At 64.0% G+C, this 13,211-nt stretch carries 11 protein-coding genes and 1 tRNA gene; 10 read left to right on the forward strand and 2 right to left on the reverse strand.

Going from position 1 to position 13,211, the window contains the following annotated elements:
• Positions 1 to 80 precede the first annotated feature (80 nt).
• Positions 81 to 155: transfer RNA gene (locus NKH83_RS03395), tRNA-Val, on the forward strand.
• 91 nt (positions 156 to 246) lie between these two features.
• Here the strand turns inward: NKH83_RS03395 and fcl are convergent.
• Both fcl and NKH83_RS03405 read right to left on the reverse strand, forming a co-directional pair.
• Positions 247 to 1,209 carry a GDP-L-fucose synthase gene (fcl, locus tag NKH83_RS03400; RefSeq protein ID WP_352802125.1) on the reverse strand — a complete coding sequence of 321 codons (963 nt, stop codon included), beginning with the start codon at positions 1,207 to 1,209 and terminating at the stop codon, positions 247 to 249.
• 162 nt (positions 1,210 to 1,371) lie between these two features.
• Complete coding sequence (locus NKH83_RS03405) at positions 1,372 to 2,526, reverse strand: dihydrodipicolinate synthase family protein (RefSeq protein WP_352478197.1); 1,155 nt, start codon at positions 2,524 to 2,526, stop codon at positions 1,372 to 1,374.
• 244 nt (positions 2,527 to 2,770) lie between these two features.
• On the opposite strand from NKH83_RS03405, the gene NKH83_RS03410 reads away from it, so the two are divergent.
• The 9 genes from NKH83_RS03410 to NKH83_RS03450 all read left to right on the forward strand — a co-directional run bounded on the left by NKH83_RS03410 (position 2,771) and on the right by NKH83_RS03450 (position 13,210).
• Positions 2,771 to 3,826: a LacI family DNA-binding transcriptional regulator gene (locus NKH83_RS03410; protein WP_352478195.1), complete on the forward strand. Its 1,056-nt coding sequence runs from the start codon at positions 2,771 to 2,773 to the stop codon at positions 3,824 to 3,826.
• Positions 3,823 to 4,839 (forward strand): Gfo/Idh/MocA family protein, encoded by a 1,017-nt coding sequence (locus tag NKH83_RS03415; protein ID WP_352478193.1) that lies wholly within the window; start codon positions 3,823 to 3,825, stop codon positions 4,837 to 4,839. Before NKH83_RS03410 ends, NKH83_RS03415 begins: the two co-directional genes overlap by 4 nt.
• A complete protein-coding gene (locus tag NKH83_RS03420; protein ID WP_352799927.1) occupies positions 4,836 to 6,437 on the forward strand; it encodes an acyl CoA:acetate/3-ketoacid CoA transferase in 1,602 nt (533 codons plus the stop codon). Before NKH83_RS03415 ends, NKH83_RS03420 begins: the two co-directional genes overlap by 4 nt.
• Entirely contained in the window at positions 6,430 to 7,206 is a 777-nt protein-coding gene (locus NKH83_RS03425; RefSeq protein WP_352478190.1) for an enoyl-CoA hydratase/isomerase family protein, read from the forward strand. Before NKH83_RS03420 ends, NKH83_RS03425 begins: the two co-directional genes overlap by 8 nt.
• A 15-nt stretch (positions 7,207 to 7,221) precedes the next feature.
• Positions 7,222 to 8,733, forward strand: a complete 1,512-nt coding sequence (locus NKH83_RS03430; protein WP_352478188.1) for an aldehyde dehydrogenase family protein — start codon at positions 7,222 to 7,224, stop codon at positions 8,731 to 8,733.
• A 60-nt stretch (positions 8,734 to 8,793) separates the two neighbouring features.
• The gene (locus NKH83_RS03435; RefSeq protein WP_254816907.1) at positions 8,794 to 10,047 is read left to right on the forward strand and encodes an ABC transporter substrate-binding protein; all 1,254 of its coding nucleotides are present in this window, start codon (positions 8,794 to 8,796) and stop codon (positions 10,045 to 10,047) included.
• A gap of 142 nt (positions 10,048 to 10,189) precedes the next feature.
• Positions 10,190 to 11,149 carry a carbohydrate ABC transporter permease gene (locus NKH83_RS03440; RefSeq protein WP_254816906.1) on the forward strand — a complete coding sequence of 320 codons (960 nt, stop codon included), beginning with the start codon at positions 10,190 to 10,192 and terminating at the stop codon, positions 11,147 to 11,149.
• Entirely contained in the window at positions 11,146 to 12,090 is a 945-nt protein-coding gene (locus NKH83_RS03445) for a carbohydrate ABC transporter permease (RefSeq protein ID WP_352478185.1), read from the forward strand. Before NKH83_RS03440 ends, NKH83_RS03445 begins: the two co-directional genes overlap by 4 nt.
• A gap of 4 nt (positions 12,091 to 12,094) precedes the next feature.
• Positions 12,095 to 13,210 (forward strand): ABC transporter ATP-binding protein, encoded by a 1,116-nt coding sequence (locus NKH83_RS03450; protein WP_352478183.1) that lies wholly within the window; start codon positions 12,095 to 12,097, stop codon positions 13,208 to 13,210.
• The last annotated feature ends 1 nt before the right edge of the window (position 13,211 follow it).

Genomic DNA, 13,211 nt, shown 5'->3' on the forward strand with positions numbered 1-13,211 from the left:
GACGCCGCAAGCCAGCCATTCTTTCCCCTTTCCCGCTATTGACGTGCAGAACCAAAAATGGTGTATGCGCGGCTTCGGATGGGCGTGTAGCTCAGCGGGAGAGCACTGCATTGACATTGCAGGGGTCACAGGTTCAATCCCTGTCACGCCCACCATCCAGACAATCCCTCGATTGGCCGTCGGTATTTTCATCGGCTGTCGTTCTCAGCCTCATCCAATCCTGATGCCGAGCTCGCCAATTCAGCTTCAGGCCGCGCCGAGGCGGAGATCGCCGGTCTCGACGTGCTGGAGAAACCACGCATAGGTCTGTTCCAATCCGCTGCGCAGCGAGTAGCGCGGGCGCCAGCCGGTGGCGAACAGACGCGATACGTCCATCAGCTTGCGCGGCGTGCCGTCCGGCTTCGTCGCATCGAATGTTATTGCGGCATCGGCGCCGGCGACCGACACGATGGTGCGGGCAAGGTCGGCAATGGTGATGTCTTCCCCCGAGCCGACATTGATGTGGCTGTCGCCCGAATAATTCTTCAGCAGCCAGACCAGCGCGTCGGCGGCGTCGTCGACATGCAGGAATTCACGCATCGGCGTGCCTGATCCCCACACCTCCAGGCTCTTGCGGCCGGCGCGCTTGGCCTCGTGCGCCTTGCGCATCAGAGCGGGCACGACATGGCTGGAATTGAGGTCGAAATTGTCGCCCGGACCGTAGAGATTGGTCGGCATCGCCGAGATGTAGTCGACGCCGTACTGGCGCCGATATGCCTGACACAGTTTCAGCCCGGCGATCTTGGCGATCGCATACCATTCGTTGGTGGGCTCGAGCGGCCCGGTCAGCAAGGCGTCCTCGGAGATCGGCTGCGCGGCGAATTTGGGATAGATGCAGGATGAACCAAGAAACAGCAGCTTCTGCACCTCGTTGTGGAAGGCGCTGTCGATGACATTGTTCTGCATGACGAGATTGCCCTGCAGAAAATCGACCGGAAGCCTGTTGTTGGCCAGGATACCGCCAACCTTGGCCGCCGCCATCACCACTGCATCCGGCTTGCGGTCGGCCATCCAGCGCCGCACGCCGGCCTGGTCGAGAAGATCGAGCTCGGCGCGCGAGGCGGTCAGGAGCTCGCAATCCTCGTCGGCCAATCGGCGCAGGATAGCCGAGCCGACCATGCCGCGATGTCCGGCCACGAAAACACGCTTGCCCTGAAGGTCGAAGGTCATCAGCTTACCCCAATGCAGAACGGCAGCTATGCCAGTTGGCCGGCGGAGCGCCGGATCGGCTTCTCTGTTGCCGGACGCATACCGCATACAGATTTGCCCAGACAAGGCAAATCGCAAAGCCACCCGATGCAACCTTTGGATCGGACGCTGTAGCGCTCGCGATCAGACGCCCGCTACCGCGCAGAGGCTTGTCATTCTGGCAATGGCAAGCTCGGGGTCGGCCAGCAACCCTGCCTGGTCGGCAAGGCGAAAGACATCGGAATAGTGGCGGATGCCGCGCGCCGATTGCATGCCGCCGATCATCGAAAAATGCTCCTGGTGGCCGTTCAGCCATGCCATGAAGACGATGCCGGCCTTGTAATATTCGGTCGGCGCCTCGAAGATTTTGCGCGACAGCGGCACTGTCGGCGCCATCAGCGTGTCATAGCCGGCGCGGTCGCCGTCGGCCAGCTTTGCCAGCGCTGCATTGGCGACCGGCGCGATCGCATCGAAAATGCCGAGCAGCGCGTGCGAATGTCTGTCGCCGTCGCCGGCGATCAGCTCGGGGTAATTGAAGTCGTCGCCGGTGAACATCACCACGCCCTCGGGCAGCCGGTCCCTGAGCGCGATCTCCTTGCCGGCATCGAGCATCGATATCTTTATGCCCTCGACGGTGCCGGCGTGACGTTCGATGATCGCGATCACCGTCTCGAGCGCAGTTTCGAAATCGCTGCTGCCCCAATAGCCTTTCAGCGCCGGGTCGAACATGTCGCCCAGCCAGTGCAGGATGACCTTGCCGGATGCCTGGGACAGGATGCGGTCGTAGACGCTGGCATAATCGTCGGGGCCTTTGGCGATCGCCGCAAGCGGGCGGCTGGCCATCATGATCACCTTGCCGCCAAGCCCTTCGATGAACCCGAACTGCTCCTCGTAGGCCGCGATGACATCGTCGAGCGTGCTCGCCGCCCCCGCCGTCAGATGGTCGGTGCCTGCGCCTGACGCGAGAGCGGCGCCCTCGACGCTCCGCGCCTCGGCGATCGAGCGGCGGATCAATTCCCTGGCATTTACCCAGTCGAAGCCCATGCCGCGCTGCGCGGTATCCATCGCTTCGGCGACACGGAAGCCGAGCCGCCAGAGGTGATGGCGAAACGCCATCGTCTTGTCCCAGTCGACCGCCGGCCTCGACCATGGATTGGTCATGGCGAAAGGATCGGCGACGACGTGGGCCGCGGCGTAGGCGATACGCGAGAACCGCGCGCCGGCCACAGGCTGCACCGGCTGGCCGATAAGCCGGTAGAGGATGCGGCCGCCGCCTTCCCCGGGCAAGGTGATGTCCATGGCTTTCTCCTTCCCAGCGCCTATTAAGTGGAACGTTCCAATAAATCAAGAGACTTTGCCGCCCTGCCTCGCGCAACTCAAATTGCTGCATCGCAGCAGGTGAAAGCCGTGCTTAGTGGACGATTGTGCCCACTGAGCCGCATTTTTCTCGGGTTCGCAAAAACACGATTGACTCAAATGCCTCGCAGAGATTAGATCGTTCCAATAAAAATCGCATAAGAAACCTCCGGGAGGACAGATCTGGATGGCCAGCCGGGCCAAGGCAACGATACTCGACATCGCCCGTGAGGCGGGCGTGTCCAAATCGACGGTATCGCTGGTGTTGCAAGGCAGCCGGCTGATCCGGCCTGAGACCGCGCTCAAGGTGCGCAAGGCGATCGAGGATGTCGGCTATGTCTACAACCGCGGCGCCGCCAATCTGCGCAAGGCCCATTCCAACGTCATCGGCATGGTCATCAACGATCTTACCAATCCGTTTTTCGCCGAGATGGCGGTCGGCATGGAGCGCGTCTTCCAGTCGGCCGGGATCGTGCCTTTCATCGCCAACACGGCGGAGAGCCCGGTGCGCCAGGAAGAGGTTCTGAAATCGCTGATGGAGCAGGGTGTCGCCGGGCTCGTCGTGTCGCCGGCGCGCGGCACCACGCCGGGCGCGTTCCGCCGCCTTGAGACCGCAGGCGTTCCGGTCGTTTTCGTCATGCGCCGCCTCCCCGAAAGCCGCATCCCGGTGATCACGCCCGACAATCATCGCGGCGCCTATCTTGCCACCGCCCATCTGATCGGCAAGGGCCACTGCCGGCTGGCCTTCTTCGGCGGCTCGTCCGACCTTGTCGTCTACCACGAGCGGCTGGGCGGCTTTCGCGCGGCCTGTGAAGCGCTCGGCATCGCACCAGCCGACAGGCTGGTCTTTGAGGGCGAAACCAGCCGCAAGGGCGGCATAGCCTGCCTGGAAACCGCGCTCGCCATGGCCGCGCCGCCGACCGCGGCCCTTTGCTTCAACGATGCGGTCGCCTTCGGCGTCTTGCTGGCGCTGCGCAAGCGCGGCCTGGAACCCGGCGCGGACTTTGCCGTCGTCGGCTTCGACGACGTCGCCGAGGCCGAGCACTACATGCCGGCGCTGACCAGCGTCGCGGTGAACACCGCCGGCCTCGGCGAGCGCGCCGCCCATGTCGTGCTGAAGATGATCCAATCGCGCACCACGCGCGCCGAGGATCATATCGGCGCCGTCAACCTCGTGGTCAGGGAAAGCTGCGGCCCCGATCGCAAGGAGCATGGCTGCGCAGGAATGGGAGACGCGGCATGACCGTCAGTTGGGGGCTGATCGGCGCCAGCACGATCGCAAGACAGTTCATGATCGGCGCCATCCGCGCGCGGCCGGACGGCGAGATCGCCGCAGTGATGAGCTCCAGCCCGGAGCGCGCCGCCACCTACGCTCGGGAAAACCGCATTCCGGCGGCGGTCTCGACGCTTGATGAATTGCTCGGCTCCGACATCGACGCCGTCTACATCTCGACCACCAACGAATTGCATCTCGAACAGGCACTCGCCGCCATTGAGGCGGGAAAGCATGTGCTTTGCGAAAAGCCGCTGGCGCTGACCAGCGCCGACGCCCGCAAGATGGTCGCGGCGGCCAGGGCCGCCGGCGTCGTGCTCGGCACCAATCACCATCTGCGCAATGCGGGCTCGCATCGGGCGATGCGCGAAGCGATCGCTGCCGGCCGCATCGGCAGACCGATCGCCGCGCGCGTCTTCCACTCCGTCTATCTGCCGGAAAACCTGCAGGGCTGGCGCATCACCAGGCCGGACGCCGGCGGCGGCGTGGTGCTCGACATCACCGTCCACGATGCCGACACGCTGCGCTTCGTGCTCGGCGACGATCCCGTCGAGATCTCGGCGTTCACGCAATCGGCCGGCATGGCCGCCTGCGGGCTGGAAGACGGCGCCATGTGCCTCTGGCGCTTCGCATCGGGCGTCATCGCCCAGTCGCATGAGGGCTTCACCACCAGATTCGCCGGCACCGGCTTCGAGGTGCATGGCAGCGAAGGCTCGCTGATCGCCAGGGATGTGATGACGCAGAAGCCGGTCGGCTCGGTGTTGCTGCGCACGGCACAGGGCGAGGAGGAATTGAGCTTCGACCGCGAAGATCTCTATGCCCGTTCGCTGCGCCAATTCCACGCGGCGATCCGTGGCGAGGGCCAGCCTTCCGCCACCGGCGAAGACGGCGTCTGGTCGCTGACATCAGCCGAAGCGGCATTGCAATCGGCCAGGTCCGGCAAGGCCGTTGCCATCGACCCGAAGCTCGGGAGTGCTGGATGAGCAAGCTCGTGTCCGCGGCTGAGGCTGCCGGCCTGATCAGGGATGGCGTGGTCGTTTCCGTGTCGTCGTCGAGCGGCCTCGGCTGCCCGGATGCGGTGCTTGCCGCGATCGGCGAGCGCTTCGACGCCGAAGGCCATCCCAAGGACATCACGACGCTGCACCCGATCGCCGCCGGTGACATGTACGGCATCAAGGGCATCGATCACTTAGCCAAGCCCGGCCTGTTGAAGCGCACTTTGTGCGGTTCCTATCCTTCCGGGCCGTCATCTTCCGAACCACCGCAGATCTGGAAGATGATCGGCGACAATTCGGTCGCTGCTTACAACGTGCCGTCCGGCATCCTGTTCGACATGCATCGCGAAGCCGCCGCCAAGCGTCCCGGCGTGCTGACCAAGGTCGGGCTCGACACCTTCGCCGACCCGCGCCACCAGGGCTGCGCCATGAATGCTGCCGCCAGCGAGCCGATCGTTTCGGTGCAGCAGTTCGATGGCGAGGAGTGGCTCTATTTCCGCGCGATCGTGCCGCAGGTCGCGGTCATTCGCGCCACCACCGCCGACGAGCGCGGCAACCTCACCTATGAGCATGAAGGTGCCTATCTCGGCGGCCTCGAACAGGCGCTGGCCGCCCGCAACAATGGCGGTATCGTCATCGCGCAGGTCAAGCGCGTCGTCGAGAACGGCACGCTGAAGCCACACGATGTGCGCGTGCCCGGCGTGCTGGTCGATCATATTGTCGTGGCGCCCGACCAGTTGCAGACGACGCTGACGCCCTACGATCCGGCCATCTCCGGCGAGATTTTCCGGCCGCTGTCGAGCTTTCGCAACGCCGAGATGAACGTCCAGAAGGTCATCGCCCGCCGCGTCGCCATGGAGCTTGCCGACGGCATGGCGGTCAATATCGGCTTCGGCATCTCGGCCAATGTGCCGCGTATCCTGATCGAGGAAGGCCAGCACGGCAAGGTCACCTGGGTCATCGAACAGGGGGCGGTCGGCGGCGTGCCGCTGCTCGACTTCAAGTTCGGCTGCTCGTCCAATGCCGACGCCTTCATGCCCTCTCCGCACCAGTTCATCTATTTCCAGGCCGGTGGCTTTGACGCCTCGCTGCTGTCCTTCCTGCAGATCGACCGCCACGGCTCTGTCAACGTCTCGAAGCTTTCGGCGCGGCCCCACGTCACCGCCGGCGCCGGCGGCTTCGTCGACATCACCGCGCGAGCGAAGAAGATCGTCTTTTCCGGTTTCTTCAACGCCGGTGCCAAGCTGTCGCTTGCTGATGGCGGCATCCGCATCGACCAGGAGGGCAAGGTCAAGAAAGTCGTCGGCGAAGTCGAGCATATCTCCTTCTCGGGCAAGCGTGCCGTCGCGCAGGGGCAGGACATCACCTATGTCACCGAGCGCTGCGTGATGAAGCTGACGCCGGCGGGGCTGATGGTGACGGAGCTGGCGCCGGGCATCGACCTCGAGCGCGATGTGCTGGCGCAGGCCGAGATCCCGCTCGCCGTCGCCAACGACCTGAAAATCACACCGGATGCGCTCTACCGGGACCGGCCGATCGGCCTGTCGCTCAATGGCGGCGCCTCGCTTGGAGGCGCCCATGGCTGAGCGCCTCGTCACCTTTGAAACCGACGGCGCCATCGGCACAATCACGCTGCGCCGGCCGGAGAAATTCAACGCCCTCGACATCCCGATGCTGCGAGCGTTGGAAGCAGCACTCGACGAAGCCGAGGCGGCGGACGGCATCCGCGTCGTGCTGATCTGCGGCGAAGGCAAGGGCTTTTGCGCCGGCGGCGACGTCGAGGCATGGGCAGAAATGAGCGCCGCCGATTTCCAGGTGCAATGGGTGCGCTACGGCCACCGCGTCTTTGATCGGCTGGCGCGGCTGCGGCAGCCGACGATCGCCGTGCTTGCCGGCCATGCGCTGGGCGGCGGGCTGGAACTGGCGGCGGCTGCAGACTTCCGCGTGGCGGAAACACAGGTGAAGCTGGGGTTCCCCGAAACCTCGATCGGCGTCGTTCCCGGCTGGTCCGGCACCCAGCGCGCCGTGCGCCGCTTCGGCGCGCAGGCAGTGCGGCGGATGGCGCTCGGCGGCGAAGTGTTTCTGGCTACCGAGGCTCTTGCTCTGGGGATTGTCGACCGGGTGGTCGAGACCGGTAAGGCGTTCGCCGAAGCCAAGGCCTGGGCCGGCAAGATCGCCGAGCGCGGCCCGCTCGCGACCGAAGCCGCCAAGCTGATGATTGCCATCGCGGAGGGCGAAGAGAGTGCTGCCGCGACCGAAGCGCTGGCCAGCGGCTTCATCGCGCTGACAAGCGATCTCAGGACCGGCGTCGAGGCTTTCAGCGCCAAGCAGAAACCGGCGTTCTCAAGATCTTAGGAACCTGAAACTCACATGAACGCACCTCTCAACATCGCCATGCCCGCCGAGGCAGCCGCAGCGCCGAAAAGCTACCGGCTGCTGATCGGCGGCAAGTTCGTCGATGCCCAGGACGGCCGCACGCTGGAGCGCCGCAGCCCCGGCCACGGCTTCACCGTCTCGCGCTATGCACAGGCCGGCGCGGCGGACGTCGAGACGGCGGTACAGGTTGCCCACAAGGCCTTCGAGACCGGCCCCTGGCCGCGCATGAAGGCCGCCGAACGCGCCGCGATCCTGCTCAAGGCTGCTGACCTGATCGAGGCGCGGCTGGACGAGATTGCCCGGCTCGACGTGCTGGAATCCGGCAAGCCGATTGCCCAAGCGCGCGGCGAGATCGGCGGCGCCGTCGACATCTGGCGCTATGCCGCGGCACTTGCCCGCACGCTTCACGGCGAAAGCTACGCCAATCTCGGCGACGCCATGCTCGGCGTCGTGCTGCGCGAACCGATCGGCGTCGTCTCCATCATCACGCCGTGGAATTTCCCGTTCCTTATCGTCAGCCAGAAACTGCCCTTCGCGCTCGCCGCCGGCTGCACGGCGGTGATCAAGCCGAGCGAGATGACCTCGGCCTCGACTTTCGTGCTCGGCGAGATCCTGATGCAGGCCGGCCTGCCGGATGGCGTCGTCAACATCCTTGCCGGTCTGGGCGCCGATGTCGGCGCACCGATGGTCAGCCACCCGCTGGTCGAGATGGTGTCGTTCACCGGCTCCACCCGGGTCGGTAGGATGACCATGGCCTCTGCTGCCAACTCGCTGAAGAAAGTCTCGATGGAACTCGGCGGCAAGAACGGCCAGCTTGTCTTTCCCGATGCCGACCTCGAAGCCGCTGCTGACGCGGCGGTATTCGGCGGCTTCTTCAACGCCGGCGAATGCTGCAATGCCGGCAGCCGGCTAATCGTCCATGAGGCGATCGCCGACGACTTCCTCGGCGCCGTCAAAGCACTTACTGCCAAGATGGTTGTCGGCGACCCGCTCGACGACCGCACCAAGGTCGGCGCGATGATCTCCGCCGACCATGTGGCCAAGGTCACCGGCTACGTGACGGCAGCGGAAAACGACGGTTGCCGGATCTATTGCGGCGGCAAGCAGCGTGCTTCAAGCGCCGGCCAGTACCTTGATCCGACAATCGTTCGCGACGTCACCGAAGACATGGCCATTGCGCGCGAGGAAGTGTTCGGGCCGGTGCTCTCGGTGCTGACTTTTGAATCGATTGAAAGGGCGTTGCGCATCGCCAACAACACGCCCTATGGTCTGTCGGCCGGCGTGTGGAGCGCCAGCATCGATACCTGCATGTCGGTGGCGCGGAATGTGCGTTCGGGAACCGTTTGGGTGAACACGTTCATGGAAGGTTATCCCGAACTGCCTTTCGGCGGCTACAAGCAGTCCGGTCTGGGACGCGAACTCGGCAAGCGCGCCGTCGAGGATTATACCGAGGAAAAGACAATCCAGTTTCATCGCGGCCAGCGCACCGGATGGTGGGTCGGCTGAGTTGGGAAGAACCCGGTGGCCATCCGCCGGTCGTTGTAAGTTCAACAAGGGAGGAAGTACATGTTGCGCAAACTGCTTATCGGGACGGCTCTCGCAGCGGGCGTTGCGTTCGCGGCCCATGCCGAGGACGTCAAGGAAGTCCAGATGCTGCATTGGTGGACGTCGGGCGGCGAAGCTGCCGCTCTGAACGTGCTCAAGCAGGATCTGGCCAAGGAAGGCTTTGCCTGGAAGGACGTGCCGGTGGCCGGCGGTGGCGGCGACGCCGCCATGACCGCGCTGAAGGCGATGGTGGCGGCCGGCAACTACCCGACCGCCTCGCAGATGCTTGGCTATACCGTGCTCGACTACGCCGCGGCCGGCGTCATGGGCGACCTGACCGAGACGGCGATAAAGGAAGGCTGGGACAAGTCCGTTCCCGCCGCCCTGCAGAAATTCTCCGTCTATGACGGCAAGTGGGTCGCGGCTCCGGTCAACGTCCACTCGGTCAACTGGCTGTGGATCAACAAGGCGGTGATGGACAAGATCGGCGGGACCGAGCCCAAGACCTTCGACGACTTCATCGCGCTGCTCGACAAAGCCAAGGCGGCGGGCGTCATCCCGCTCGCGCTGGGCGGCCAGAACTGGCAGGAAGCGACCATGTTCGACTCGGTCGTGCTGTCGACCGGCGGACCTGAGTTCTACAAGAAGGCCTTCAACGACCTCGACGAGGAATCCCTGAAGTCCGACACGATGAAGAAGTCGTTCGACAATCTCGCCAAGCTCGTCACCTATGTCGACCCGAACTTCTCGGGCCGCGACTGGAACCTCGCCACCGCCATGGTCATCAAGGGCGACGCCTTGGTACAGGTGATGGGCGACTGGGCCAAGGGCGAATTCAACGCCGCCAAGAAGGTCCCGGGCACCGACTTTCTCTGCTATCGCTTCCCGGGCACCGACGGCAGCGTGATCTACAACTCCGACATGTTCGGCATGTTCAAGGTTCCGGAAGACCGCAAGGCCGCCCAGATCGCTCTGGCCACCGCAACTCTGTCGAAGAGCTTCCAGTCGGCCTTCAACGTGGTCAAGGGCTCGGTCCCGGCCCGCACCGACGTGCCGGACACCGACTTCGACGCATGCGGCAAGAAGGGCATGGCCGATTTGAAGGCCGCCAACGAAGGCGGCACCCTGTTCGGCTCGCTGGCGCAAGGCTACGGCGCCCCTCCGGCGGTTGCCAACGCCTACAAGGATGTCGTCTCGAAGTTCGTCCACGGCCAGATCAAGACCTCGGACGAGGCGGTGACCCAACTGGTCAGCGCGATCGAAGACGCCAAGTAAGCACCCGCCCATGTGAACGATCTCCCCGGCGCAAGCCGGGGAGATCCCCTGCGGAGGGGTTTTGCGGTTGCGCTGACCGGCACGCTTCGTGCCGCAGAGGCCGCGACGACAGAATTCCGGACCCGCGATACGGAATGGATCGATGAGCATAGTTGCTGAAACCAGTATCACGCTGACGCCGGAGCACGACGCCCGTCCGGGCGCTTCGGTGCGCTCGCGCCTGCAGGATGCGCTGCCGAAGCTCGTGCTGGCGCCGAGCTTCGCCGCCACCATCGTCTTCGTCTACGGCTTCATCCTGTGGACGATCTATCTGTCCTTCACCAATTCCAAGACCTTTCCCTCCTATGCGATCACCGGGCCACGCGCCTATCAGCGGCTGTGGCGCTGGACTTTCGAAAGCGATCCGCCGTCCTCCTGGTACACCTCGATCACCAATATGGGGATTTTTGGCTTCCTCTATATTTCCATCTGCCTGGCGCTCGGGCTGTTCCTGGCGATCCTGCTTGACCAGAAGATCCGCGGCGAAGGCATGTTGCGGCCGATCTATCTCTACCCGATGGCACTGTCCTTCATCGTCACCGGCGTTGCCTGGAAATGGTTTCTCGACCCCGGCCTCGGCCTCGAGCAGACGCTGCACCAATGGGGCTGGACGAGCTTCCATTTCGACTGGATCAAGAACAAGGACTTCGTCATCTACACTGTGGTCATCGCCGGTGTCTGGCAGGCGTCAGGCTTCATCATGGCGATGTTCCTGGCCGGCCTGCGCGGCATCGACGGCGAGATCCTGAAGGCGGCGCAGATCGACGGCGCCACCACCTTCCAGCTCTACCGTCGCATCGTCATCCCGCTGCTGCGGCCGATCTTCCTGTCCGCCTTGATCGTCCTCGCGCATCTCGCCATCAAGTCCTACGATCTGGTCGTCGCGCTGACCAGCGGCGGGCCGGGCGGCTCGGCCTGGCTGCCGTCGAACTTCATGTATGAGTACACCTTCAAGCGCAACGAAATGGCCGTCGGCTCGGCCAGCGCCGTGATCATGCTGATGACTATCACCGCGATCATCGTTCCCTATCTCTATTCCGAGCTTCGGGAGAAGCCGCGATGAGCGCCATAGCCACTCCTGCTCGCCAGAGCACTGGCGGTATCAGCGCCAGGACGGTCAACCGTATCGTCATCTACGGGCTGCTGGCGCTGTTTGCGCTGTTCTATCTGATGCCGCTGCTCGTCATGCTGGTGACCTCGTTCAAGACCATGGACGAGATCCAGAACGGCAACATGCTGGCGCTGCCGCAGGCGCCGACCTTCGCACCCTGGATAAGGGCATGGAGCGAAGTCTGCTCGGGTCTCACCTGCGTCGGCATGAAGGGTTATTTCTGGAACTCGATCAAGATGGTGGTTCCGGCGGTCATCATCTCGACCCTGCTCGGCGCGCTCAACGGCTATGTGCTGACGAAGTGGCGCTTTCGCGGGGCGACGCTGGTGTTCGGGCTGATGCTGTTTGCCTGCTTCATCCCGTTCCAGTCCGTGCTCTTGCCGATGGCAACGATCCTCGGCAGCCTCGGCCGGTTCGGCGTCAAGCTGCAGAACGCGACCGGCTTCACCTTCGGCTTCGGCAATCCAACCGTGAACCTGGTGTTCGTTCACGTCGTCTACGGCATCGGCTTCACCACCCTGTTCTTCCGCAATTATTACGAAGCGTTTCCGAACGAGCTGGTGAAGGCGGCGCAGATCGACGGCGCCAGCTTCTTCCAGATCTTCCGGCGCATCATGCTTCCCAACTCGCTGCCGATCATCGTGGTGACGGTGATCTACCAGTTCACCAACATCTGGAACGACTTCCTCTTCGCCTCCGCTTATGCCGGCTCAGGCGACGTGATGCCGATGACGGTGGCGCTGAACAACGTCGTCAACACCTCGACCGGCGTCGTCGAATACAACGTCAATATGGCGGCGGCGATGATCGCCGCGCTGCCGACGCTCCTCGTCTATGTGCTCGCTGGCCGCTATTTCGTGCGCGGCCTTATGGCCGGCGCCGTCAAAGGATAATCGCATGGCTTTTCTGGAAATTGACGGGCTGAAGAAGCGGTTCGGAGCGGTCGAGATCCTGAAAGGCATCGACCTCGACCTGGAAAAGGGCGGCTTCCTCGTGCTGGTCGGGCCTTCCGGTTGCGGCAAGTCCACGCTGCTCAACACCATTGCCGGCCTGGAAACCATCACCGAAGGCGAAATCCGCGTCGACGGACGCACGATCAACGATCTCCACCCCTCCAAGCGCGACATCGCCATGGTGTTCCAGAGCTACGCGCTCTATCCGAACATGACGGTGGCCGGGAATATTGCCTTCGGCATGGAGATGCGCGGCGTGCCGGCCGATGAGCGCCAGAAAGCGATCGACAAGGTGGCAAAGGTCCTGCAGATCGGCCATTTGCTGAAGCGCAAGCCAAGCCAGCTTTCCGGCGGCCAGCGCCAGCGGGTCGCCATGGGTCGGGCGCTGGTGCGCGATCCAAAGCTGTTCCTGTTCGACGAGCCTTTGTCCAATCTCGACGCCAAGCTGCGCGTCGACATGCGCATCGAGATCAAGCGCCTGCACGCCACCACCGGCACCACCATCGTCTACGTCACGCACGACCAGATCGAGGCGATGACGCTGGCCACCAAGATCGCGGTGATGCGCGACGGCGAGGTGCAGCAGTTCGGCACACCTGCTGAAATCTATAACAATCCGGTCAACCTGTTTGTTGCCGACTTCATGGGCTCGCCGGCGATGAACCTGATCCCGGCGACGATCGGCAGCAACGGATCCGGCTTCTCCGTCGTCATGGAACGCGAGGCGCGCCAGCCGATCTCGCTGCCGCTGGCCAATGCGCCGGCCGGCCTGTCGGCATTCCACGGAAAACCAATCATCTTCGGCGTCCGCCCGGAAGCACTGACCGATCCCGAAGGCGCCGAACGCAACGCCTCGAACATCGCCCGCGCCGACTGTCACATCGAGGTCATCGAGCCGGCCGGCTCGGATACGTTCGCGGTTACCAATCTCGGCGGCAAGGCGGTGGTGGCGCGGCTGCGCGCCGATGCCAACATCCAGCCCGGCACGGTCACGCCGCTCGCCTTCAACCTGACCAAGGCGGTGTTCTTCGATCCGGCGACCGAGAAACGCATCGTCTGAC

This window comes from Mesorhizobium sp. M0909 (assembly GCF_040319515.1).
Classification (GTDB): Bacteria; Pseudomonadota; Alphaproteobacteria; order Rhizobiales; family Rhizobiaceae; genus Mesorhizobium.